This window comes from Massilia sp. BGA-UO-ETr-WB1, assembly GCF_059567845.1.
The window spans coordinates 523068-546013 of the sequence record NZ_JCAQOT010000026.1; the positions used below are offsets into that span (position 1 = coordinate 523068).

A 22946-nucleotide genomic window follows, 5' to 3' on the forward strand; every position below is an offset into this window, starting at 1 on the left:
ATTGGTCGTACGCTAATCGTCCTTGGCGCCGTCGATGCCGAGCTCGGCGATCTTGCGCGTGATGGTGTTGCGGCCTATGCCCAGGCGCACCGCCGCGTCGTTCTTGCGGCCGTGCGTATACTTGAGCGCGGTGCGTATCAGCGCCGATTCGAACTGCCGCCCCAGCACGTCCATCACCTCCTGCTGGCCGCTGGCCAGCATGCCGGCCGCCTGCAGCTCAAGCAGGCTGAGCCAGCTGTCGGCGCCGTTCACGGCGCCCGCCGTCCCTGCCGCCCCGGCTGCGCCGGGCACGCCGGCCAAGCCGCTGCCCGGGCCCGCCTCGGCCGGCACCGCCAGCACCGTGCCGTGATGGCGCAGGCTGCCGTGTTCGTGCGCCGCGCCGGCCGGCGCCGCCAGCCCGGCCGGCGCGGACATGCCGCCTTCGGCCGGCCGCCCGCCCTGCTCCTGGGTCAGCTCCAGCGGCAGATCCTTCACCTCCACCGTCTGGCCCGGCGCCATCACGGTGATCCAGTTGCACAGGTTTTCCAGCTGCCGCACATTGCCCGGCAAATCCAGGCTGCACAGGAACACCAGCGCCGAGTCGCTCATGCGCTTGGCTTCCACGCCCAGCTGCTTGGCGCTCTGCACCAGGAAGTGCCGCACCAAAATGGGGATGTCCTCGCGCCGCTCCCTCAAACTGGGCAGGCGCAGGCGGATCACGTTGAGGCGGTGGTACAAGTCCTCGCGGAACAGGCCGTCGCGCACGCGCTGCTCCAGGTTCTGGTGCGTTGCGGTAATCACGCGCACATTGGCCTTCATCGGCTGGTGCCCGCCGACGCGGTAGAAGTGCCCGTCCGACAGCACGCGCAGCAAGCGGGTCTGCAGATCGAAGGGCATGTCGCCGATCTCGTCGAGGAACAGGGTGCCGTTCTCGGCCTGCTCGAAGCGGCCGCGGCGCGTGGTCTGGGCGCCGGTGAAGGCGCCGCGCTCGTGGCCGAACAGCTCGGATTCCAGCAAGTCCTTGGGGATGGCGGCCGTGTTCAGCGCGATGAAGGGCTGGGCCGCGCGCGGGCTGTGCTTGTGCAGCGCGCGCGCCACCAGCTCCTTGCCGGTGCCGGACTCGCCGGTGATCAGCACCGTCACATTGGACTGCGACAGGCGGCCGATGGCGCGGAACACCTCCTGCATGGCCGGCGCCTGGCCCAGGATCTCGGGCGTCTCGGCCGGGCCGGACTCGACGCTGGTTTCGCGCAGGCTCTCGTCCAGCGCGCGCCGGATCAGCTCGACGGCCTTGTCGATGTCGAACGGCTTGGCCAGGTATTCGAAGGCGCCGCCCTGGAAGGCCGCCACCGCCGAGTCCAGGTCGGAGAAGGCGGTGATGATGATGACCGGCAGGCCGGGGTGGCGCGACTTGACCAGCTGCAGCAGGTCCAGGCCGGAATCGCCCGGCATGCGGATGTCGGACACCAGCACCTGCGGCGTTTCATGCTCCAGCGCGGCGATCGCGTCGCGCGCGTTGGCAAAACTCTTGGTGGCCAGGCTTTCCCTGGCCAAGGCTTTTTCCAGTACCCAGCGGATCGATTCGTCGTCGTCAACTATCCAGATTGGCTTCATGTGTTCTCTGTATCCCGCAGATGGATCGTCAATCAAGGGAGCCGGACCGGGCATCGCGCCGCGCCCGCTTATGGCAGGGGCAGCAGGATCCTGAAGTCCGTATATCCAGGCCGGCTCTCGCATTCGATCACGCCCATGTGCTGCTGCACAAAGGTCTGCGCCAAAGTCAGCCCCAAACCGCTGCCGCCCTCCCTGCCCGACACCAGCGGGTAGAAAATGCGGTCACGGATCTGGGGTGCGATACCCGGTCCATTGTCAATGATATGCAAGTCTAATGCCAGGTTGTAGCGCACCTTGGCCAGCGTCACCTGGCGCGCCACCCGCGTCTTCAACACCAGCTCCGCGTCGCCCTGCTCGATGCGCTGCGACAGCGCCTGGGCGGCGTTGTGCGCAATGTTGAGCACGGTCTGGATCAGCTGCTCCTTGTCGCCCCGGAACTCGGGGATGGAGGCGTCGTAATCGCGCCGGATCGCCAGCCCGGACGGGAACTCGGCCAGGATCAGGCTGCGCACCCGCTCGCACACTTCGTGGATGTTGACGTCGCCCACGATGTGCGGGCGGCGGTGCGGCGCCAGCAGGCGGTCCACCAGGGTCTGCAGGCGGTCGGCCTCCTTGATGATGACCTGGGTGTACTCGCGCAGCTCGGCCAGGTGCAGCGGCGGCAGCTCCATCTCCAGCAGCTGCGCCGCGCCGCGGATGCCGCCCAGCGGGTTCTTGATCTCGTGCGCCAGGTTGCGGATCAGCTCCTTGTTGACCTGGCTCTGGTCCAGGATGCGCTCCTCGCGGTCCAGCTTGAGCTGCTGCACGTTCTCGCGCAGCTCGATCAGGATGGCGCCGTGCGGCTCGTCCAGCGCGGACACGATGCTGTGCACCTGCAGCGGCTCCTTGCCGGCGCGCTCCAGCGTCAGGTCCTGGCGCAGGTCGGAAAACTTGTGCTCGCGCGCCTGCGCGATGATGTTCACCAGCTCGTCGGGATTGGTGAACAGCGTGGCGAACTTCTGGCGCGACAGCGCCTTCACCGAGCTTTCCAGCAGGTTCTCGGCGGCGGCGTTGACGTAGGTGATCAGGCCGTCCGCGTCCAGCAGGATCACGGCCGAGGCCAGCAGCTCCAGCCCGGCCAGCGATTGCGGGCGCGCCATGGCGGCCGCCGCGCGGGCGATATTGGTGACGATGCTCATGGTGCCTCCCCTTGGGGTGGGTGCGGAAACGGCGGCGCGAATGTCAGCCGGGCATCAGCGGATATTCTGGATCTCGCGCTTGAGCGCTTCCACGTTCTTTTCGGACCGGCTGATGCTGTCCTTCAGGCTGGCCACGCGCTCCTGGTATTTCGCATAATTGCGCTCGTCCCCGCGCCGCTCCGGCTCGCCGTTGTTGAACTCCTTGCGCAGTTCATTCAGCTTGGCCTGCTCGCCGTTCAGCTCCTCCATCAGGATCGCGCGGCGGTCGGCGTCGCGCGCCTTCTGCTCGCTGCTGTCGACGCGCGGGAAGTCGCCCGGCGTGGCGGCCGGGCTGGGCGACGGCGCCCTCGGCCTGGCGTTCTCCGCGCGGCGGGCCGGCGCCGGGATCGCGCCCGGGATATCCAGCGGCTTGCAGGAGGCGTGCTTGCGGGTGTCGGTCAGCTCCTTGTGGCCGCTGGCGTCCACGCACAGGAAAATCTGTCCCTGGGCCGAAGCCAGGCCCGTGGCGAACAACAAAACGAAAGGTGCGAAATTCCAGATAGTCATGCCCCGACTATACAACATCCGGTAAAAAAAACGCGAGGAGAGCAGCTGCCGTCCTCGCGTCTGGTTGCAGGCCGGCACAAGGCCGGCGCTGGCGTCGCCGATTACAGCGAGTAGTACATGTCGAATTCGACCGGGTGCGTGGTCATGCGCATGCGGGTCACTTCGGTCATCTTCAGTTCGATGTAGGCATCGATCATCGAATCGGTGAACACGCCGCCGCGGGTCAGGAACTCGCGGTCCTTGTTCAGGTGATCCAGGGCTTCTTCCAGCGAAGCGCAAACGGTCGGGATCAGCGCGTCTTCTTCCGGCGGCAGATGGTACAGATCTTTCGATGCGGCTTCGCCCGGATGGATCTTGTTCTGCACGCCGTCCAGGCCGGCCATCATCAGTGCGGCGAAGCACAGGTATGGGTTCGCCAGCGGGTCCGGGAAGCGGGTTTCGATGCGGCGGCCCTTCGGATTGGCCACGTGCGGAATACGGATCGAAGCCGAACGGTTGCGGGCCGAGTACGCCAGTTTCACTGGAGCCTCGTAGCCTGGCACCAGGCGCTTGTACGAGTTGGTGCCTGGGTTGGTGATCGCGTTCAGCGCCTTGGCGTGCTTGATGATGCCGCCGATGTAGTACAGCGCGAAGTCGGACAGGCCGGCATAGCCGTCGCCGGCGAACAGGTTCTTGCCGTCTTTCCAGATCGACTGGTGCACGTGCATGCCCGAACCGTTGTCGCCAACGATAGGTTTCGGCATGAAGGTAGCGGTCTTGCCATAGCTGTGGGCCACGTTCCAGACCACGTATTTCAGGTTCTGGGTCCAGTCGGCGCGCTCGACCAGGGTCGAGAACTTGGTGCCGATTTCGTTCTGGCCGGCGCCGGCCACTTCGTGGTGGTGCACTTCAACTGGGATGCCCAGCGATTCCAGGATCAGGCACATTTCCGAACGCATGTCCTGGAAGGAATCGACTGGTGGCACAGGGAAGTAGCCGCCCTTGACGGTAGGACGGTGGCCGCTGTTGCCGCCTTCGATGTCCTTGTCGGTCGACCAGGAAGCTTCGTCGGAGTCGATCTGCACCTTGGCGCCCGACATGTCGATTTTCCATTTGACGGAATCGAAGATGAAGAACTCCGGCTCAGGACCGAAGTAGGCGGTGTCGCCCAGGCCGGACGATTTCAGGTAGGCTTCGGCGCGCTTGGCGATGGAGCGCGGATCGCGGTCGTAGCCCTTGCCGTCCGACGGTTCGATCACGTCGCACTGCATGAACAGGGTGGTCTCTTCCATGAACGGGTCGATGTTCGCGGTTGCTGGGTCAGGCAGCAGGATCATATCGGATGCTTCGATGCCCTTCCAGCCGGCGATCGAGGAGCCATCGAAGGCGTGACCGGATTCGAACTTGTCGATATCGAAGTGCGATACAGGCACGGTGACGTGCTGTTCTTTGCCGCGGGTGTCGGCAAAGCGGAAATCAACGAATTTCACTTCGTTCTCTTGTACCATTTTCAATACTTCTGCGGCGGTCAGTGCCATGCGTCTCTCCTAGTGAAAAAGTGGGGCAGCCCACGCTGTTGCGTGCAGCTTGAAACTCGTCAATCCATTAAGCAGGAAGCGTGCCAGAAGATTTCCCCTCTTGCACTACTTTTGCGCATAATCAAATGTGCACCGCAATGGTGCATTTGCCGAATTACGCACAATTTCGGTGCGAAATATTGATGAAACGAAAAAATGCATCGGCTTGGTGCAAAAAACTTCCATGGACGATCGGGCACTATAATAAACGCAATATTGACAGCTGAAGTGGGAAAAATCGCCATGATCACTATTGCCGACATCCTCGCCCGGGCGCGCAGCCGCGACGCCGCCCTGCCCTACGCCGGCGCCGTCACGCCGGCCGAAGCGTACGCGCTGCTGAGTGCGGACAGCGGGGTCAAACTGATCGACGTGCGCACCAATGCCGAGCGCGACTGGGTGGGCCGGGTGGCCATCGCCGAGGCCCAGCATGGTGCAGTCCAGTGGAGCACCTACCCGGGCGGCGTGCCCAATCCGCAGTTCCTGGAACAGCTGGAAGCGGTAGCCCAAAAAGACCAGGTGCTGCTGTTCCTGTGCCGCTCCGGCGTGCGCTCGCGCCACGCCGCCAAGCTGGCGACGGAACACGGCTACAGCCAGTGCTACGACATCCTGGAAGGTTTCGAAGGCGACAAAGACGCCGCAGGCCATCGCAAGCAGGTCGGCGGCTGGTGCAAAGCCGGCCTGCCCTGGCTCGGCGCCTGATACTGCTCTACCACAAAAACTTTCCCTAACGAAAAATGGGGTCAGGGTTAATTAATCTGTCCAAGACAAATTAATTAACCCTGACCCCATTTTGCTTTTTTACAACGAGTAGTTCAGGCGGGCGTACACGTAGCGGCCGGAGCGGCCGAACGGGGAGTAGTTCGAGTACGGGGCGTTGCCGGTCGTGTTGAGGGCGGCCGGGTAGGCGTCAGGATACTGGTCGAACAGGTTGTCCGCGCCCACCGCCAGCGACAGCTTCTTGGTGAAGGCGTAGCGGCCTTCGAGGTCGACCAGCGTTTTTGCGCTCATCCAGAAGTCCAGGTTGGCCGTGGTGCCGGGCGCCAGGATCTTGCCGTAGCGCGTGGCGCGCGCCGTCAGGCCGAACGGACCGTAGGACCAGGTGCTGCTGCCGATGAACTTGGTCTTCGGCGTGCCGTCGGTGAAGGTCAGCACGTTGACGCGGTCGAACAGCACCGGCGCCGGCGACAGCGCGGCCAGCTGCGCCGTCACCGGCACCTTGGTCACGTCGGTCTTGGTGTAGTTGCCGGCCACCGTGAAGTCGAGCTTGCCGTAGCCGTTGGTCTGCACCGGCCAGCTGGTGACGATGTCGATGCCCTTGGTGGTGGTATCCACGCCGTTGATGAAGAAGCGCCCGCCGCCCACGCCGATGAAGCCCTGGCTGGTCAGGAAGTTGCGCACGTTGGCCGCCGTCAGGTTCTCGGACAGCACGATGCGGTCCTTGATCTTGATGTGGAAGGCGTCCGCCGTCACGCTCACGGCGCCGAAGCGCATCACCGAGCCGAGCGAGAAGTTGACCGATTTCTCGGCGTCCAGCGGCTTGGCGCCCAGCGCGATGGCGGCCGGGTGGCTAGGCTTGAAGGTGGTGATCTCGAACGGCACGCCGTTGATGAAGTTGGTGGAGGTCGACGTGAAGAACTGCTGCTGCGGCGACGGCGCGCGGAAGCCGTTCTGCACCGAGCCGCGCAACGCGAACTCCGGCACGAAGTCGTAGCGGCCAGCCAGCTTGCCCGAGACGCTGTTGCCGAAGTCGGAGAAGTGCTCGCCGCGGATGGCTACCGAACCGAGGAATTGCTTGGTCAGGTTGGCTTCCAGGTCGACGTAGGCGCTGTAGGCCTTGCGCGCGTTGTCCGATTCGTCGGCCGGGCGGAAGCCGGGGAAGACTTGCGCACCCGGTGCGGCCGGGGTGCCGTTGGCCAGCACCTGGCCGCCGTAGCGCCAGGAGTCGGCTTCGCCGGCAAACAGTTTATACCCTTCGCGGCGCGCTTCGGCGCCCACCGCCACGTTCAGCGGCGAGGCCAGGCCGACTTCGACTTGGCGCACGCCGGACAGGTTCAGCGTCAGCTGGTCGTACCAGAAGCCGCCCGCGTCGAACTGGGTCTTGCTGGACGGGCCGATGGAACGGTTCAGCGTGTTCTCGATGGTGTACTGCATCTTGTTCTTGCCGTAGCCGATGGAGGCGTCCATGTCCCACGCGCCGGCGCTCCAGGTCACGCCGCCGGTGGCGCTGTAGTCGTCCACGTCCGGCGCGATGATGGGCAGGAAGCCGTCCGGGTAGATCGAGATGACGTTCTGGTCCTGCAGCGCGCGGCGGAAGAAGCCGGCCGAACGCGCTTCGCGTTTCTGGTAGCTGGTCCAGCCATACAGCTTGGCGCCGCCTTCCAGCGAGTAGCCGGCGTTGGCGAAGACGGTGGCCTGCTTCAGTTCCGGCTCGCCGTACCAGGCGTTGAAGCGGTTGATGGTTTTTTCGCGCGGGTCGAAGGCGCCGTTCACCAGCGGATATTGCTGGCGCACGTCGTAGCCGCTGCGCTCGGTGTGCTCCTGGTCCTTGTATTCGGCGGCGATGGTCAGGTAGCCGCTGTCGCCCAGCTGCAGGCCTTTCCAGCCGCTGACGGTGGCGGTGCCGCCGTCGTTGCGCTTGCGCGAGGTCTTGGCGTCCCAGGTGGCGCCGGCGGGCAGCGCGCCAGCGATGAAGTCGTACTCGGTGCGGCGCTGGCCGTAGGTGGCGGTGAACTCGCCGCCGCTCTTGTCGGTGCGCAGGCGCAGGTTGACCACGCCGGCGATGGCGTCCGAGCCGTATTGGGCGGAGGCGCCGTCGCGCAGCACTTCGATATTTTTCAGCATCGCCACCGGGATGGTGTTCATGTCCACCGAGGAGGAGCCGCGTCCGATGGTGCCGTTCAGGTTCACCAGCGCGGAGGTGTGGCGGCGCTTGGAGTTCACCAGCACCAGGGTCTGGTCCGGCGCCAGGCCGCGCAGGGTTGCCGGGCGCACCGTGTCGGTGCCGTCGGCCAGGCCGGGACGCGGGAAGTTCAGCGACGGCAGCGCCACCGACAGCGCTTGCGCGATCTCGGGCACGCCGGTGTTCTTGATGGCGTCGGCGCCGATGATGTCGACCGGCGAGGCGGTGTCGAGCGCGGTGCGGTTGGCGACGCGGGTGCCGGTGACGACGACGGTGGCGGAGGTATCGGTGGGGGCTGGCGTGGATTGCGCGGCGGCGTGGCCGGAGGCGAACAGCGAGGCGATGGCTACTGCGAGGACGTGATTTCTCTGCATTGCTACTCCTGAGGTGGTTGAATTTTTCTTATGCCTCCTTAGTATCACCGCGCCAAAAATGGAAAGTCAAAGCAATTGCAACCAGGGTGTAGCGCCGCTGTAACAATTAAGTAATATTACTTAGCGATCACCAGGCGCTCCCCCTATTCCGCATGCGCGCCCAGTATCCGCTGCCGCACCAGGTTGATATGGCTGCGCAGGCCGTACAGGTCGTCGGCAAAGGACAGCGGGATCGAGATCTGGTTGACCTTCTCCTCGATGTCGTTGAGGCGCTCCAGCTGCTCGGCGTGGACCCGGGCGCGCTGGTCCTCCGGCGCGGCGGCCAGCGCCTGCTCCACCGTGCGCAGCTGCCCGTACCAGCGGAACACGCGCGAGCGGATGCGCCACACGTACAGCGGCGGCACCACTTTCGACAGCGGCAGGATCAGCGCGCCCAGCGCCACCACCACCACCCACATGCGGTCGAAGAAGTTGGCCAGCCAGAAGCTCATGTAGCGCTGCAGGAAGGGCGGGCCGTCCTTGTAGAACTTGGCCGCTTCGCGCGCCACCGGGATTTCGCTGTATTTCGGCGACGGGAACTGGCCCTGCTGCTGGAACCAGCCGGCGCCGCTGTGGATGGTGCTGGCCGCCTGCACCAGCATGTCCACCAGCGCGGGATGCAGGTCGTCGCGCGCCACCAGCGTGGCGGTGGGGGCGATCAGGTGGTAGTCCTTGGCCGGCAGGTCGCGTCCCAGGTCGACGATGCCGCGCGGCAGCACCACGTGGGTCAGGAACGGCAGGCGGCGGGTGTAGGCCTCGGCCTGCGTGAAGTCGAACAGCTTGATGCCGGGCGTGATCAGCAGCATCTGGATCAGCGGCGCGTCCGGCGCGGAGCTGAACACCAGGCCGTCGATGCGCTTTTCCAGCAGTTCCACGGTGGCGGGGGTGTTGGCCAGCGAGCTCACTTTGAGCTCGGACGGTTCCAGGCCGTTGGCCTCCAGCACCTGCTTGAACAGGCGCGGCGCGCCGCTGCCTTCCGGCCCCAGGTTGATGCGCAAGCCTTTCAGCTGCGTCAGGTCCTTGATCTTGACGTCTTCGCGCAGGAACAGCCAGAGCGGCTCGGTGAACAAGCTGCCCAGCGAGACCAGGCCGCGCCGCTCGGCTTCGTCCTGGCTGGTGGTGCCGCTTTGCAGGAAGGCGATGTCGGCCTCGCCGGAGGCCAGGCGCTGCAGGTTCTCGTAGGAGCCCATCGACGGTTTCATGACCACCTTGATGCCGTGCTTGCCCAGCAGTTCGGCGTACTTCTTGCCGAAGGCTTCGTAGGCGCCGTTTTCCTGGCCGGTGGACAGGGTGACCACGCGCGGCGGCGCGGGGTCGACCAGCACGTAGGCCAGCACGCAGGCGGCAGCGATGACGAGGATGGTGGGGGCGGCGGTGACGATCAGGTCGCGCACGGAAAAGCGCGAGAACTTGAGGATCTTGGTCACTTTGGTCATGTGGTGGCGCATGGGTTTCATGGGCCACACCATGCCAACAAATGGCCAAACATGCAAGGGCCGCGCGGCCCGCCGGACGCGCGGTCAGCTGCCGCAGGCGCGCAGCGGCGGCGCGGGGGCCGCTGCTGCGGCCGGCGTCATGGCGGGCTTGGCGCCGCCGGCGTCGGCCGGGTTGTGCACCGCCGCCACCACGCCCGCTTTCGGCGCGGCGTTCGGTTCGATCAGCGGCATCAGGCTGGGCGCCAGCACCACCAGCAGCTGCACCGGCAAGGCGCTGGTGAAGTCGTAGTTCTTCGACTCGGGCCCGTGCACGTAAGCGGTCATGCTGCCGAAGAAGCGCTCGCCGATGTTGAACACGAAGGTGGCCGAGCGGTTCACAAAGCGCGATTCGATCAGCCGCCCGCCGCCGCCGTACACTTCGAAGCGCTGGTCGCCGGTGCCGGTCTTGCCGCCCACCGGGATGATGCTGCCGTCGGCGCTGACGAAGGCGGCCTTGACGCGCTTGGCGGTGCCGTCCGACACCACTTCGCGGATCGCGTCCGCCGCCGCGCGCGCCACTTCGGGCGACAGCACCTGCTCGTTGCTGGTCGGCTTGCCGCGCTTGACCAGGGTTTCATACGGCGTGCCGGAGGCGAAGTGCAGCGAAGTGATGCGCTGGCTGCTCTGGCGCACGCCGCCGTTGATGATAATGCCCATCATCTCGGCCAGCGAGGACGGCCGGTCGGCCGAGGCGCCCAGCGTGGTGGCGTAGGACGGCACCAGCGACTCGAACGGGTAGCCCATCTTTTTCCACTGGCGGTGGATGGCCATGAAGCTCTCCATCTCCACCAGGCCGGCGATGCGCTTGTCCTGGGCGTGCTTGCGGTGGGTCTTGAACAGCCACTGGTACACGTCCTGGCGTTCCTTTTCGCTGGCCGCCACCGCCTGCGCCATGGTGGCGCCGTCGTTGTTGCGCAGGTAGGCCACCAGCCACAGTTCCAGCGGATGCACGTTGGCCAGGTAGCCGCGGTCGGCCAGCGACCATTTGTCCATCGCGTACTGTTCGAACATCCTGGCCGCGCGGTCGTCCTGGATTTCGTTCTGCGACGGCAGGTTGTCGTTCAGGTAGGCGGTGAACTGCTCCACCGTGGCGTTCGGGAACAGCGTGCGGTGGATGTTGGCCAGCCGCACCGGGGTCGGACGGATGCTGGCCACCAGGATCTTGTCCAGCTCCGCCTTCGGCTTGCCGCGGTACTTGGAATAAAAGCGGTACAGGAATTCCTTGCCTTCCTTGTCGGCGAAGCGCGCCAGGTAGTCGGCGCGGCGCGGATCGTCCGCGTCGGCCAGCAGCGAGGCCGACGAGCCGGGGGCCTGGAACATGTAGTACTTCACCACGTCGCGCATCAGGCGCACGAACACCAGGTTGGTGGAGCGGCGCAGCGCTTCGCGCACGGTCAGGATGCGGCTGTCGTCCTCTTTCGAGAAGTTGCCGAAGGTGTGCACGCCGCCGCCGGTGAAGAAGCCTTCGCCCGGATTGCCGGAGTACTTGCGCTCCATGGCTTCGGCCAGCATGTCGGACAGGCCGCGCTTGTCGGCCGGATGCTCGAGGAAGTAGGCCACCGCCCACTGGCTCAGGCGGTCCTGCGGCGCCAGCACCTGCGCGCGCAGCTGCTCCGGGCGCATGTCCTTGTAGCGCTTGTGCAGCTGGTCGATGATGTCCAGGTAGGTCACCAGGGTGCGCAGCTTGGCGGTCGAGCCCAGGTCCAGCTTGGCGCCTTCGTTGATGTCCAGCGGCTGGTCGAAGTTGTCGGTCTGCAGGCGCAGGTAGTTGGCGCCCTGGCCTTTTTCCAGCAAGGTGAAGCTGTACACCACGTTGGCCGGGTCGCCGTTGCCCAGCAGGCCCTTGCCGGTCAGGCCGGCGCTCTTGGCCATCTCGGGGTCGCGCAGGTCGCGCAGCACTTGCGTGACGGCGCGCTGGGCGCGCGCGTCCAGCGTGCTGACCACGTTCAGGTCCAGCCGGTCCAGGTTGTACATGCGGTTGTCGCCCAGCAGGTTGGCCAGGTGGTTGCGCACCGAGTTCGAGGCCTTGCGTTCGACGAAGGACATGTCCGGCGTGTCGGCCAGGCCGTTGCCGGCGGCCGGATGCAGGCGCACTTTCAGCGCCGCGTCGCGCAGCGCGGGGGTGATGATGCCGGCCTGCGCCAGCACCCGCAGGTGGCTGTTGGCCAGGGTTTCCAGGTCGGCGTCGCCGGCGCCCAGGTAGTAGCTGGGGCGGCGCTGCGCGATCAGCAGGCTGAGGGCTTCCTTGAAGGCCTGCGCGCTGCCCGGCTGGTCCATCTTGCCGCCCAGCAGGCGGTTGATTTCGTTGAAGTCGCGGCCGTACCAGACCCACATGCCGTCGCCGATGCCGTTCACTTCGCCGTAGCCCGGCTTGGCCGACAGCGGCACGGTGTTCAGGTAGTCCACCACGATCTGGCGCCGCACTGCGGTGGTGTCCGGGCCGTACTGGTAGGCGCGCAAGGTGGCCGAGACCATCTGCTGCAGCTTGTCCTTCATGGAGCCGGTGCGCCCTTCCGGCGAGTGGCGGTACTTCTCGATCTGGGTGGCCAGGGTGCTGCCGCCGGCGGCGCGCTGGCCGCCCGCCACGGCGCTGACGGATTTTTCCAGCACCGCCTTGCTCAGGCGGTCCCACTCGACGGCGGGATTGCGCTTCGGATAGGTGTTGTCCAGCAGCTCGCGGTTCTCGATGAACAGCAGGCTTTGCACCAGCGCGGTGGGGGTTTCCTTGAAGCCGGGGTAGATGCGTTCCGGGTAGCTGGCGCTGAACAGGGGCTCGGCGCGGCAGTCGACGATATTCAGGCCGGTGCGGGTCTTCTCGCGGTAGGTGGCGAAGATGCCCATGTCGGACAGCTCGATCATCTTGGGCGAGAAGCGCGCCTGCGCGGCCACTTCGTAGTCGCGCGTTTTCAGCTTGCCCAGGTAGTCCGGCAGGTTGGCGTAGCCCAGCCGCTCGTCGTAGGGGCTGTCGTGCGGGAAGCGGATCGCCTTGCTCGGGCCGGGCTCGACCTTGTAGCTGATCTTGCCCGCCAGCTCGGAGAAGAACCTGGCCTGCATGGACGAGGTGCGCATTTCCTGCAGCGCCCACCAGACGGCCAGCGACAGCAGCACCAGCAGCAACAGGATGGAGGCGTTGCGGGTGCGCTTGCCCTTCGGCTTGGCCGGTTCGGCCGGGTCCGGGCCGGCGGCTTGCGCGTGCAGCAGCACGGCGGTCTGCGGCGGCGGCACCACCCGCAGGCGGCTGCGGCGGCTCCATCCGAATACTGTTGCGCCTGCGCGTAATTTGCGCACGGCGCGCGCAACGATGAGGGGCCTGCGGAAACGTCGATTGCCTGGGTTGCTTGACATGATATTGCTTAATATTGCTTAGCCGTGGTGATTCAGTGGTACCTGCTCTTGCTATCCATTGCACCACATCGGCACCGCACGCACAGGCCGGTACGCCGATTATTTGATCTGCGATCAGACATTTTCGCAAAAAAACAACGTATACGGCTGAGCTGTCACGGAGTTGTCACAAGCCTGTCATCCCACGTCTTACAAGCGCACGTATTCAACCTGCAGGCGGTCCAGCTCCGCGCACATTTGCGCGTACGCTTCGGCCGCCTGGCCCGGCTCGCCCTTCACGCCCAGTTCGATGTGGCGGCGGGTGTTGGCGTCGCCCACGCTGGGCAGGCTGAACACCTTGATGCGCGGGTACTGCGCTTCCAGCGCCACCATCAGCGGCGTCAGCGCCGACTCGGCCGCCTCGTACACCAGCGTGCCGTGCTCGGCGCGCGGCTCGCGGTTGAACAGGTCCGCGTAATGGGTGTCGAGCACCCATTCGATCATCGGCCAGGCCATCACCGGGAAGCCCGGCACGAAGTAATGGTTGCGGACGGCGAAGCCGGCCACGTTGTTGTACGGGTTGGGCACCAGCGCCGCGCCGTCCGGGAACTCGGCCATCTTCAGGCGGTGCTGGTTCTCCTCCGAATCGAGGTCCACCTGCTGGCCCGCTTCGCGCCCCATTTGCAGGATGCGCTGCTGGATGTTCTGCTTGCCCTGCTCGTGCAGCACCAGCGGCAGGCCCAGCGCGTCGGCCGCCGCCTGGCGCGTGTGGTCGTCCGGCGTGGCGCCGATGCCGCCGCAGGAGAACACGATGTCGCCGCTGGCGAAGCTGCGCTTGAGCGCGGCCGTGATGCGCGCCGGGTCGTCGCCCAGGTATTCGGCCCAGCCCAGCTGCAAGCCGCGCGCGGCCAGCAGTTGCACCACTTTGGGGAAATGCTGATCGACGCGTTTGCCCGACAGGATTTCGTCGCCGATGATGATAAGTCCAATAGCCATAGCCCTGCCCTATTCAGTTAGGATTTCATGACGCTGCGCCGCTTGCTGCGCTTGCTGCCGTTGCTGCTGCAGCGCCTCCAGACAATAATACTCAAACCACAAACCGGTGAAGATAAATATCAGCACGTAGAGCCAGATCGAGGCCGCCGCCAGGAAGGGAAAGAACACCACCGCGATGGTGGCGCCGCCCACCCACACCACGCCGGGAATGGCGCCGGCCACGCCGGACACCACGCCGATCGCCATCAGTTGCCAGCGGTGCGCGCGGCACAGTTCGGCGCGTTCTTCCACGCTGGCGTAGTCGGCCAGCGCGTCGTAGGTCATCACGCGCTGCGTCAGCCAGCCCCACAGCAGCACCTGCACCAGCAGCGCGGCCGGCGGGAACAGGTACAGCGGCAGCGCCAGGAACCACGCCAGCACGAAGATGGCGAAGCCGCCCAGCGCGGCCGCCACGCTGCCGGCGATGCTGCCGCCGCGCTTCTTCTCCAGCTGCGGATAATGGCGCCCGCCCACGTGGCGCACCACGAAGGGCATGGCGGCCACGCCGATGAAGATCAGCGCCGTCAGTATCATCAGCGGCAGCAGCGTGAGCATGGCGATCAGCGGCGGCACCACGGTCTTCAGCACGCCCAGGCCGAGGGTGTTGAGCCAGCTGGTGCTGCTGCCGAACAGGTCGTACTCGACGAACTGCAGGTGCAGATAATCGACCATGGGCTGCAGGCAGTAGTACAGCAGCACCGCCCACAGCGCCACCGACAGCAGGAAGGGCACGATGCTGAGCACCAGCATCTTGCCGTGCAGCTGGGACAGCAGCGCGCGCCCGTAGGCGTTGATGACACTTTTCATTGCTTTACTTTCATTGCGTCGGCTCCTTGCCGAAATTGTGCACCATGCGCTTCAGGCCCAGCCACTGCTGCTGCCAGAAGCCGCGCCCGTATTCGCGGCCCGGGGTCACGCTGCCGTCCGGCGCGGTGTGCGGCAGCTGGTCGCGGATGCCGGTCTGGACGAACTCCGGGGTGAAGTTGGCGGTGCGGAACAGCACGTCCCAGAGCGGGAACAGCACCGCGAAATTGCAGCCGCCCAGCGTGCCCTTGCCCTTCGACTCGTGGCCGACGCCGATGGCGTGGTGCATGCGGTGGTAGCGCGGCGACACCAGCAGGCGCTCGCCGATGGCGCCGAAGTGCACGCGCACATTGGCGTGCTGCAGGCTTTGCACGATGCGCGACAGCGACACCAGCAGCACGTACTGCGCCGGCGGCACGCCGATGGCCACGGCCACCAGGCCCATCACGACGTCGCGCAGCAGGTCGTCCAGCAGGTGGTTGCGGTCGTCGCTCCACAGGTTCATATTCATCTGGCTGTGGTGCAGGCTGTGCAGGCCCCACCACCAGTTCACCTGGTGCGAGGCGCGGTGGTACCAGTAATCGACGAAGTCCAGCACCAGCAGATACAGCGCGAAACTCCACAGCGGCCCCATGTCCGGGAACAGGTTCTCCAGGTTGAAGGGCTGCACGTCCTCCAGCCGCAGGAAAGCGTTCAGGTGGTCCATCAGCGGATCGAGCGTGAAGAAGATCAGCACCGTGAACAGGCCCAGGCGGTGCAGCACGGTGTAGATGAAGTCGTTCCAGCGCGCGCGCGGGTCGGTGAACTTGTGCACCGGGATCATGGCTTCCAGCGGCCGCAGCACCAGGAACAGCAGCACCAGCTCGGCCAGGCCGATCAGCAGCCACTCGGTGCCTTCGAACGCTTCCTCGGTGATGTCGCCCAGGCCGCCGTAGAACAGGATGGGCTGGATCACGGTCTCGAACAGCCAGCCCTGGGCGGTGCCGAGCCAGTCGCTTAACAGTTGCATCATGCGCTATTTTTAATGCTTGAAATGGGATGAATAGTCCGGGTGGTCGCGCAGCGTGGCGAAGCAATAGCCCTTCCGCTTCAGGCCCGCGATCAGCGGTTCCAGGTTGGCCGGCGCCCACGGATCCTTGCGCGACCAGATGCCCATGTGGGCCAAGAAGATGTCGCCCCCGCGCAGCTCGCGCAGCGATTTTTGCAACAATACCGCATTCGGCCACGCGCTGCTGGACAGCTCGTCGCCCGAGAAACCTGCCTTGGCCCAGCCCGCGTGCGCGTAGCCGCAGGCCTTGGCGGCCGCCAGCGAGCGCGGCGAGGTCTTGCCGCCGGGCGCGCGCCAGACCGGGTCCAGGCGCCGGCCGGTGAGCTCGTGGAAGCGGCGGTCGACGCGCTTGATCTCTTCGCAGTACTGGGCCGGGGTCCAGCTTTGCACCTTGCCGGCCGCCGCGCCGAACTGCGGCTTGACCTGCAGGCGGCCGTCCGGGCCGTCCTTTTGCCAGTACACGTGGTCGAAGGTGTGCGAGCCGAACGCATGGCCCTCGGCCACGCGGGCTTTCCAGAACGGCGCCCAGGACGGGTCCAGCGAGTAATCGCCGCGCACCGTCTTCTCGTTGGCCAGGAAGAAGGTGGCCTTGACCTGGTGCTTGTTCAGCGTCTGCGCGATCAGCTCGGCCTGCGACTGGCTGCCGGTGTCGAAGGTGAGATAGATGGTGCCCTGGCACGCGGCGGCGGCCGGCGCGGCAGTTGCGGCAACCGGCAGCGCGGCGATGAGGACGGCGGCAGCGCCGCCCGATAGCAGCAGGCCGCTCATGGCGCCGTCAAACGCGCGGCGAGGAATTGGCAAAGAACACGCCGTGCGGCGAGCGGCCGACCGGGATCATCTTGACCACCTTGCGCGTGGCCAGGTCCACCACCGCCACCTTCTTGATCCAGCGCAGCGTGACCCACATGGTTTTCTTGTCGTCGGTGATCTCCATGCAGTCCGGGCCGCCCGGCACATTGATCATGCCGACGTTCTGCAGCGTCTTCTGGTCGATGATGTTGATCGAGTTCGAGACCCGGTTCGACACATAGGTGTAGCGGCCGTCGCCCAGCGCGCGGAAGTTGTGGGTGCCGTTGCCGGCCTTGATCTTCTTGACCGTCTTCTGGGTCTTCCAGTCGATCACTTCCACGTAGTCGCTGCCCATGATGCCCACCAGCAGGTGCTTGTCGTCCGGCGTCATGGCGATGCCGGCCGGCAGCTTGCCGACCGGGATGGTCCACTTGATCTGCTGCGTCTTCAGGTCGATGCAGCTGATCTGGTCGCTGCCCTGCTGCGTGATGAAGACCATGGTGCTGGCCGCGTCGAAGGCGATGTGGCTGGGCAGCTTGGGCAGCGGCAGGCGCTTGGACAGCGTGAAATTCTTGCCGTCGAACTTGTAGATGTCGATCCGGTCCAGCCGCAGCGAGGTCACCACGAACCACTTCTGGTCCGGCGAGAAGCCGATCTGGTAGGGATCGAGGATGTCCTTGATGTGGCGCTGCACCTGGCCGGTCTTCGGGTCCAGGAACACCAGCTCGTTGCCCACCGAGCTGGCCACGATCAGGGACTTGTTGTCCGGCGTGGCCATCAGGTGGTGCGGCTCTTTGCCGACGGGGAAGGTGGACAGGGTCTTGTAGCTGGACTGGTCCAGCAGCTGGACGGTGGCGTCGCGCGAATTGAGCACGACCACCACGTTCGCTTGCGCCGAACCGAGGGCGAAAACCACGCAGACACTGGAGAGGACGATGCGGCGGAGACTGCGGAACATGACGTGAATCGCTTCTGAAGAGCAAAACACTATTCTAAGTGCAAACCGGACCGGAGCAAGGGGATAGGCGAGAATAATGCTGGGGAATAGCGCCGATGCGCGGCACAGACTACAATAAATGGCTAACCTAACAAACAAAAGGAAGATTATGTCCACCATTACCACTCCATCCGGCCTGCAATACGACGACGTCGTCGTGGGTGAAGGCGCCGAAGCGAAAGCCGGCCAGAACGTCACCGTGCACTACACCGGCTGGCTGCGCAACGACGACGGCAGCAAGGGTTCTAAGTTCGATTCGAGCAAGGACCGCAACGATCCGTTCGAATTCGCCCTGGGCGCCGGCATGGTGATCCGCGGCTGGGACGAAGGCGTGCAAGGCATGAAAATCGGCGGCACCCGCGTGCTGACCATCCCGTCCGACCTGGGCTACGGCTCGCGCGGCGCCGGCGGCGTGATCCCGCCGAACGCCACCCTGATCTTCGAAGTGGAACTGCTGGGCGTGTGATGCGCGGCGGCTTACGCGCTGCGGACTCGGCGTCCCGCTAACCCGCCAATCACCGCAGCCACGCGCGCTGCATGGCTTCCTGCTCGGCCGCCGCGCCGAGCAGGGCGCCGTTGCTGCGCTGCTCCACCACGGCCTGCACCGCCGCCGGCAATTCGGCGCGCGCCGGCCGTCCCGCCGCCGGGTTCTGCACCAGCACCGGCAATTTCCACACTCCCCCGCTTTTGCAGGCCAGCCCGGCCAGTTCCTGTGCGCCTTGCGCGCCGCCGGTACTGAAGCTGCGGCAATAAGGACCGTCGGCCGCCACGAAGCTGGCCACGATGCGCACGCTGCCGCCGTACACCCCGCCCGCGCCCGAGGGCGCCTGGTCCAGCGCCAGCGCCAGCCTGCCCTGCGCCAGCAGCGCGCCGTCGCGCCAGGCCACGCTGGGCGGCGCCTGCAGGTCCGGCTGCCAGTTGGCCAGGCCGAACTTGCCGATCACCACGCCCAGCGCCAGCACGGCCGCCAGCGCGCCCCACTCCAGCCACGACCAGCGCCTGCCCTTGCGCGCCTTGCGCGCGGCCTGCTGGGTGGCGGCGCGGGTGGCGCGCACGGCCGCCAGCTGCACCACATTGGCGCCCCGGCGCGGCGCGGCCAGGCGCTGCCGGGCCGACTGGAAGCGGGCCAGGCGTTGCGCCAGGGCGGCGTCGCGCAGCACGGCGGCCTCCACGGCGCGCCGGGTTGCCTCGTCCAGTTCGCCGTCTGCGTAAGCCATCAGGATGTCGTCGGAAAAGCTCATGATACGGTTCCTCGCTAGTTCCGATCATACCCCCAGAGACGCGGCAGGGGTAGCGGGCGTGGCGCAAAATCGACGCAAGCCAACGCCCGTATGGCTTACTTCAAAAATTCTATAGGCAGATTCTTACCCCAGGCAATAATTATGTGCTAATCTGCGCGCTCTATTAACCAAGGAGGTAGTAATGAAAAAAGGCGAACTGATTGCAGAATTTGCTAAGCGTACCGAAATGTCGGGCGCAGCGGCCAACGACGCAGTGAACACTCTGATTGCCATCGTTACCGAGCGTCTGAAAAAGGGCGACACGGTCGGCATCACCGGCTTCGGCACCTTCTCCGTCGCCAAGCGTGCAGCGCGTAAAGGCCGCAATCCTGCAACCGGCGAAGCGATCAAGATCGCCGCGTCCAAGACCCCGAAATTCTCCGCTGGCGCCACCCTGAAAGCGGCAGTGAACCCAGCCAAGAAGAAGTAATCACTTCGGTGATTGGGTTGCAGGCCGGGCTTAGCCCGGCCATTTTTTTTGCCTGCGCGGTTCAGGCGCAGCCGTCCATCAGCGCCAGCAGCACCAGTTTTTCGAACTCGGGCGCGAAGCGGCGGATGATGTTGTCCGGGTCTTTCACCAGCGCGTCGTCGGTCACGATGCCGAACTGCACCCCGCCGTTGTAGGACAAAATCGACACCCCCACCCCGATGTCGCCCGACTGCGGCACCCAGAACATGATCTGGTCCAGGCGGCTGCCGGCCAGGTACAGCGGCGTTTGCGGCCCCGGCACATTGCTCATCACGGCGGTGGCCTTGCGGGCGAAGAAGTTCTGGATCTCGTTCTGCACCTGTCTCGGCGAGGCGCCCAGCACGCCCAGCACCGACATGGCCACCAGCGCCGTGTAGCTGCCCTTGAGCTCGCTCATGCGGCGCTTGACCTCTTCCAGCCGCGCCGCCGGATCGGCCATGCCCACCGGCAGCACCAGCGGCACCAGGCCGAAGGCGTTGCCCAGGCGCTGCTGGCGGCTGGCCTTGCGCAGGTTGACCGGCACCATCACGCGCACCTCGCAGTCGCCCGCCACCTCGTCGCCGCAATCCTTCAGGTAGGCCCGGATGGCGCCGGCCACGCTGGCCATCAGCACGTCGTTCACCGAGCAGCCGTAAGCCTTGCTGACCGTCTTGATCTCGTCCAGCGGCAGCGGCTCGCTCCAGGACACGTGCTTCTTGCCGTTCGGCTTGCCCTTCAGGCGGGTGGCGCTGTCGTCGGCCATGGTGGTCAGCTTGAGCGCGTCGGTGGTCAGCTGGGCGGCGGTCTGGCCGACCGCCGCCACCTTCCCGGCCACTTTGTCCAGGTCAGCCCACATGCTCATGGATTTCAGCAGCACCGACGAGGACAGGTCGATGGTCTTCACGCCGGCGGCGGTGATGGGATTGAGGATCTGCTCCCACGGATTGGCCTCGGCTTCGGCCACGGCGGCGGCGGCCGGCTGCACCGGCTGCTCGTCCGGGTGCCGGCCGAACATGGACATGAACACGCCCACCAGCGCAATGCCGTCGGCGATGCAGTGGTGGATGCGCACGATCAGCGCCTGGCGCACCTTGCCGTCCTCGCCGATGCAGTTCTCCACCAGGTGCATCTGCCACAGCGGGCGCGCCGGGTCCAGCGGCTGCTGCGACAGCAGCCCCACCATGCGCTGCAGCGCCGCCTTGTTGCTGGCGCCTGCCGGGCCTTCCGCATCGTCCAGGCGGGTGTGCACCACGTGGTCGTCCAGGTCCACCTCGTCCTCTTCCCACCAGGAGCCGGCCAGGTCGGTCACCACGCGGCTGCGGAAGCGGCGGTAGGCCAGGAAGCGCGTCTGCAGCGCCTCCTTCAGGCCGGCCACGGCGATCGGCTCGGCCATCATGGCCACGCCGACGATCATCATCTGGTTCCCTTCCGAATCCATGCGCAGCCAGGCGGTATCCACCGTGGACATTTTTCTGCGGCCAAGCGCCGACAAGGCTTGAGACAGCATATTTGAGTTTCTCCTCTATAGTTTTCGGCCAAGCGCACCAGCGCAGCATAATTTTTGTATTATGTGGCTTCGGCACGGACGTGCGCAAAGTTACTTTAGTGATATTACTCTAGGAGAGTTTATGAGTCTGCAAGAACAATTCGACCAAGCGATGGCCGATTCCAAAAACCTTCCGGAGCGTCCGGACAACATGACCCTGCTGAAGATCTACGCGCTGTTCAAGCAGGGTTCGGCCGGCGACGTGGAAGGTTCGCGTCCGGGCTTCACCGACATGGTGGGGCGCGCCAAGTACGACGCCTGGGCGGCACTGAAAGGCACCTCGCAGGACGAGGCCAAACAGCAGTACGTCGACCTGATCGAAGAACTGAAGGACGCATAACGCAGCGTTCAAACCGCAGCGTTCAAACAACAAAGCCCGCTGAAGCGGGCTTTGTTTTACATCAGGCTGCCTTGGCGCCGCCGAAGATCTTGGCCATCTTCTCGGTCGCCTTGGCCTGGATCACCGGCGCGAAGGCGCCGAACAGGAAGCCCAGCTTGATGAACATTTCAGCCTTGTGCTTGGTCAGCGTGAGGGTGCCGTTCACGCCGCTGCGCTCGAAGCGCAGCACGTCGCCGTCCCACTCGTACGCCAGGTCGAATTCCTCGGCCAGCTTCTCAGCGACCTTCTGTGCCGCGTCGCGGGCCTTTTTGGGCGTCAGGCTGTGCTCCTGAACGATATTGATGTCTGCCACGAATGTCCTCTCCTTGATCTGGGGCGGGCGCCATTTTACAGCAGGCGGAAGGCCAGGATGGCCACCACGGTGGGCGGCGCGGCGGCCAGGAGCAGTCCCAGCGGGCTGACCGAGCCGTCGCCGAAGTAGCGCCTGAGCAGCGCCATGCCGGCCGGGTTGGGCGCGTTGGCGATCACCGTCAGGCCGCCGCCGGTCACGGCGCCGGTCACCAGCGCGTACTTGAACTCGTCGCTCAAGCCCTCCACTAGCGAGCCCAGGTAAGTCAGCGCGGCGTTGTCGGTAATCGCCGTCAGCGCGGTGGCGCCGTAGTACACGGCGTCGCTACTCATGCTCATCAGCGCCGGCTGCAGCCACCACTGCTGCTGCCCGCCCAGCACCACCAGCCCGGCCAGGAAGAAGGCCACCATCAAGCCCTCGCGCAGCATCAGCCGGTCCTGGTGGCGCTCGTAAGCGTGCGCCACGCCGAGGAAGAACAGGAACAGGCCCATGAACACCGCGCTGTGGTGCGAAAACGCCACCACGCCGGCCAGGAACAGCACGTGCACCAGCACCAGCGGCAGCGGCACCGGCGTCTCCTTCACCTCGCCGGGGCCGAAGCCGTCGCTGGGATCGTCCAGCTTGCCCAGCTCGCGCGCGAACAGCAGCGCGGCGGCCAGCGCGTTGAAGCACACCGCCACGGCGGCCTTCCAGCCGATGTGGCTGAGCATGAAAGCCATGTCCCAGTTCCACTTGGCGGCCACCATCAGCACCGGCGGCGCGGCGAACGGCGTCAAGGTGCCGCCGATAGAGATGTTGACGAACAGCACGCCCAGCGTGGCGTACTGCAGGCGCGGCGAAATGCCGGCCGCGAAAATGCGGCGCGCCAGTATCAGCGCGGCCAGCGTCATGGCGGCCGGCTCGGTGATGAAGGAGCCCAGCAGCGGCACCACGGCCAGGATCACGATGTAGGGCCCCATGCTGCCCGGCAGCGGCAGCGCGCGCGCCAGCAGGCCGACCGCGGCGGCCGTGCTCTGCAGGATGGGGCGGGTGGCGGCGATCACCATGATGACGAACACGAACAGCGGCTCGGTGAAGTTGCGCCCGTTCAGGTAGGCGGTGGCGTCGTCCTTGCCGTGCAGCGCGAACATGCACAGCACCAGCACCAGCGCCCAGAAGCCGAACACCACCTCCACTTCGCCCAGCAGGTGCCACAGGCCGGCATGCGCCGGGCGGGCGTGCGCCAGCCGCTCGAACATCTTGGTGGAAAAAGTATGCAGGATGGCGACGGCGAACAGGGCCGCGCCGATGATTTCGATAGTGCCGGGTGCCACGCTGTCTCCT

20 protein-coding genes are annotated in these 22946 nt (G+C 65.7%); 4 read left to right on the forward strand and 16 right to left on the reverse strand.

Annotated elements, in window-relative coordinates:
- Positions 1-12: 12 nt before the first annotated feature.
- The 4 genes from ntrC to glnA all read right to left on the reverse strand — a co-directional run bounded on the left by ntrC (position 13) and on the right by glnA (position 4834).
- Positions 13-1593 (reverse strand): nitrogen regulation protein NR(I), encoded by a 1581-nt coding sequence (gene ntrC, locus AC56DV_RS24700; protein ID WP_496316860.1) that lies wholly within the window; start codon positions 1591-1593, stop codon positions 13-15.
- A 68-nt stretch (positions 1594-1661) separates the two neighbouring features.
- The gene (glnL, locus tag AC56DV_RS24705) at positions 1662-2771 is read right to left on the reverse strand and encodes a nitrogen regulation protein NR(II) (RefSeq protein ID WP_496316861.1); all 1110 of its coding nucleotides are present in this window, start codon (positions 2769-2771) and stop codon (positions 1662-1664) included.
- Positions 2772-2825: 54 nt separating this feature from the next.
- Positions 2826-3317 carry a DUF4124 domain-containing protein gene (locus tag AC56DV_RS24710; RefSeq protein WP_496316862.1) on the reverse strand — a complete coding sequence of 164 codons (492 nt, stop codon included), beginning with the start codon at positions 3315-3317 and terminating at the stop codon, positions 2826-2828.
- Between the two features lie 101 nt (positions 3318-3418).
- On the reverse strand, positions 3419-4834 hold the full coding sequence (gene glnA, locus AC56DV_RS24715) for a type I glutamate--ammonia ligase (protein ID WP_496316863.1): 1416 nt from the start codon (positions 4832-4834) through the stop codon (positions 3419-3421).
- Between the two features lie 282 nt (positions 4835-5116).
- Here glnA and AC56DV_RS24720 point away from each other — a divergent pair, with 282 nt between their 5' ends.
- Positions 5117-5575: a rhodanese-like domain-containing protein gene (locus AC56DV_RS24720; protein ID WP_496316864.1), complete on the forward strand. Its 459-nt coding sequence runs from the start codon at positions 5117-5119 to the stop codon at positions 5573-5575.
- A gap of 99 nt (positions 5576-5674) precedes the next feature.
- On the opposite strand, the gene AC56DV_RS24725 is transcribed toward AC56DV_RS24720, so the two are convergent.
- The 8 genes from AC56DV_RS24725 to AC56DV_RS24760 form a co-directional block, all read right to left on the reverse strand.
- The gene (locus tag AC56DV_RS24725; RefSeq protein ID WP_496316865.1) at positions 5675-8149 is read right to left on the reverse strand and encodes a TonB-dependent receptor plug domain-containing protein; all 2475 of its coding nucleotides are present in this window, start codon (positions 8147-8149) and stop codon (positions 5675-5677) included.
- A gap of 143 nt (positions 8150-8292) precedes the next feature.
- Positions 8293-9645 carry a TAXI family TRAP transporter solute-binding subunit gene (locus AC56DV_RS24730; protein WP_496316866.1) on the reverse strand — a complete coding sequence of 451 codons (1353 nt, stop codon included), beginning with the start codon at positions 9643-9645 and terminating at the stop codon, positions 8293-8295.
- Positions 9646-9708: 63 nt separating this feature from the next.
- Positions 9709-12867, reverse strand: a complete 3159-nt coding sequence (locus AC56DV_RS24735) for a transglycosylase domain-containing protein (protein ID WP_496317282.1) — start codon at positions 12865-12867, stop codon at positions 9709-9711.
- Positions 12868-13197: 330 nt separating this feature from the next.
- Positions 13198-13983 carry a competence/damage-inducible protein A gene (locus AC56DV_RS24740; RefSeq protein ID WP_496316867.1) on the reverse strand — a complete coding sequence of 262 codons (786 nt, stop codon included), beginning with the start codon at positions 13981-13983 and terminating at the stop codon, positions 13198-13200.
- 9 nt (positions 13984-13992) lie between these two features.
- Complete coding sequence (locus AC56DV_RS24745) at positions 13993-14829, reverse strand: EI24 domain-containing protein (RefSeq protein WP_496316868.1); 837 nt, start codon at positions 14827-14829, stop codon at positions 13993-13995.
- 10 nt (positions 14830-14839) lie between these two features.
- The gene (locus tag AC56DV_RS24750; RefSeq protein ID WP_496316869.1) at positions 14840-15838 is read right to left on the reverse strand and encodes a sterol desaturase family protein; all 999 of its coding nucleotides are present in this window, start codon (positions 15836-15838) and stop codon (positions 14840-14842) included.
- Positions 15839-15847: 9 nt separating this feature from the next.
- Positions 15848-16642, reverse strand: coding sequence for a polysaccharide deacetylase family protein (locus AC56DV_RS24755; protein WP_496316870.1), 795 nt, complete (start codon positions 16640-16642; stop codon positions 15848-15850).
- Positions 16643-16649: 7 nt separating this feature from the next.
- The gene (locus AC56DV_RS24760; RefSeq protein WP_496316871.1) at positions 16650-17621 is read right to left on the reverse strand and encodes a YVTN family beta-propeller repeat protein; all 972 of its coding nucleotides are present in this window, start codon (positions 17619-17621) and stop codon (positions 16650-16652) included.
- A 148-nt stretch (positions 17622-17769) separates the two neighbouring features.
- Between AC56DV_RS24760 and AC56DV_RS24765 the strand changes: the two genes are divergently transcribed.
- A complete protein-coding gene (locus tag AC56DV_RS24765; RefSeq protein ID WP_496316872.1) occupies positions 17770-18126 on the forward strand; it encodes an FKBP-type peptidyl-prolyl cis-trans isomerase in 357 nt (118 codons plus the stop codon).
- 49 nt (positions 18127-18175) lie between these two features.
- On the opposite strand, the gene AC56DV_RS24770 is transcribed toward AC56DV_RS24765, so the two are convergent.
- Positions 18176-18901: an anti-sigma factor gene (locus AC56DV_RS24770; RefSeq protein ID WP_496316873.1), complete on the reverse strand. Its 726-nt coding sequence runs from the start codon at positions 18899-18901 to the stop codon at positions 18176-18178.
- 181 nt (positions 18902-19082) lie between these two features.
- Here AC56DV_RS24770 and AC56DV_RS24775 point away from each other — a divergent pair, with 181 nt between their 5' ends.
- A complete protein-coding gene (locus AC56DV_RS24775; RefSeq protein ID WP_132136728.1) occupies positions 19083-19370 on the forward strand; it encodes an HU family DNA-binding protein in 288 nt (95 codons plus the stop codon).
- Positions 19371-19431: 61 nt separating this feature from the next.
- On the opposite strand, the gene AC56DV_RS24780 is transcribed toward AC56DV_RS24775, so the two are convergent.
- Positions 19432-20856 carry a wax ester/triacylglycerol synthase family O-acyltransferase gene (locus AC56DV_RS24780; RefSeq protein WP_496316874.1) on the reverse strand — a complete coding sequence of 475 codons (1425 nt, stop codon included), beginning with the start codon at positions 20854-20856 and terminating at the stop codon, positions 19432-19434.
- Positions 20857-21016: 160 nt separating this feature from the next.
- Between AC56DV_RS24780 and AC56DV_RS24785 the strand changes: the two genes are divergently transcribed.
- A complete protein-coding gene (locus tag AC56DV_RS24785; RefSeq protein ID WP_496316875.1) occupies positions 21017-21274 on the forward strand; it encodes an acyl-CoA-binding protein in 258 nt (85 codons plus the stop codon).
- Between the two features lie 61 nt (positions 21275-21335).
- Here the strand turns inward: AC56DV_RS24785 and AC56DV_RS24790 are convergent, their stop codons facing one another.
- A complete protein-coding gene (locus AC56DV_RS24790; protein WP_496316876.1) occupies positions 21336-21626 on the reverse strand; it encodes a polyhydroxyalkanoic acid system family protein in 291 nt (96 codons plus the stop codon).
- Between the two features lie 35 nt (positions 21627-21661).
- Positions 21662-22936 (reverse strand): putative Na+/H+ antiporter, encoded by a 1275-nt coding sequence (locus AC56DV_RS24795; protein WP_496316877.1) that lies wholly within the window; start codon positions 22934-22936, stop codon positions 21662-21664.
- Between the last annotated feature and the right edge of the window lie 10 nt (positions 22937-22946).

What these genes read in the sequence shown, in the direction of transcription:
- AC56DV_RS24720 (WP_496316864.1), top strand. Translation starts at nt 5,117, where the DNA reads ATGATCACTATTGCCGACATCCTCGCCCGGGCGCGCAGCCGCGACGCC.
- AC56DV_RS24775 (WP_132136728.1), top strand. Translation starts at nt 19,083, where the DNA reads ATGAAAAAAGGCGAACTGATTGCAGAATTTGCTAAGCGTACCGAAATG.
- AC56DV_RS24740 (WP_496316867.1), bottom strand. Translation starts at nt 13,983, where the DNA reads ATGGCTATTGGACTTATCATCATCGGCGACGAAATCCTGTCGGGCAAA.
- AC56DV_RS24785 (WP_496316875.1), top strand. Translation starts at nt 21,017, where the DNA reads ATGAGTCTGCAAGAACAATTCGACCAAGCGATGGCCGATTCCAAAAAC.
- AC56DV_RS24725 (WP_496316865.1), bottom strand. Translation starts at nt 8,149, where the DNA reads ATGCAGAGAAATCACGTCCTCGCAGTAGCCATCGCCTCGCTGTTCGCC.
- glnL (WP_496316861.1), bottom strand. Translation starts at nt 2,771, where the DNA reads ATGAGCATCGTCACCAATATCGCCCGCGCGGCGGCCGCCATGGCGCGC.
- AC56DV_RS24710 (WP_496316862.1), bottom strand. Translation starts at nt 3,317, where the DNA reads ATGACTATCTGGAATTTCGCACCTTTCGTTTTGTTGTTCGCCACGGGC.
- AC56DV_RS24750 (WP_496316869.1), bottom strand. Translation starts at nt 15,838, where the DNA reads ATGATGCAACTGTTAAGCGACTGGCTCGGCACCGCCCAGGGCTGGCTG.
- AC56DV_RS24770 (WP_496316873.1), bottom strand. Translation starts at nt 18,901, where the DNA reads ATGAGCTTTTCCGACGACATCCTGATGGCTTACGCAGACGGCGAACTG.
- AC56DV_RS24780 (WP_496316874.1), bottom strand. Translation starts at nt 20,856, where the DNA reads ATGTCCACGGTGGATACCGCCTGGCTGCGCATGGATTCGGAAGGGAAC.
- ntrC (WP_496316860.1), bottom strand. Translation starts at nt 1,593, where the DNA reads ATGAAGCCAATCTGGATAGTTGACGACGACGAATCGATCCGCTGGGTA.
- glnA (WP_496316863.1), bottom strand. Translation starts at nt 4,834, where the DNA reads ATGGCACTGACCGCCGCAGAAGTATTGAAAATGGTACAAGAGAACGAA.
- AC56DV_RS24760 (WP_496316871.1), bottom strand. Translation starts at nt 17,621, where the DNA reads ATGTTCCGCAGTCTCCGCCGCATCGTCCTCTCCAGTGTCTGCGTGGTT.
- AC56DV_RS24730 (WP_496316866.1), bottom strand. Translation starts at nt 9,645, where the DNA reads ATGAAACCCATGCGCCACCACATGACCAAAGTGACCAAGATCCTCAAG.
- AC56DV_RS24745 (WP_496316868.1), bottom strand. Translation starts at nt 14,829, where the DNA reads ATGAAAAGTGTCATCAACGCCTACGGGCGCGCGCTGCTGTCCCAGCTG.
- AC56DV_RS24755 (WP_496316870.1), bottom strand. Translation starts at nt 16,642, where the DNA reads ATGAGCGGCCTGCTGCTATCGGGCGGCGCTGCCGCCGTCCTCATCGCC.
- AC56DV_RS24765 (WP_496316872.1), top strand. Translation starts at nt 17,770, where the DNA reads ATGTCCACCATTACCACTCCATCCGGCCTGCAATACGACGACGTCGTC.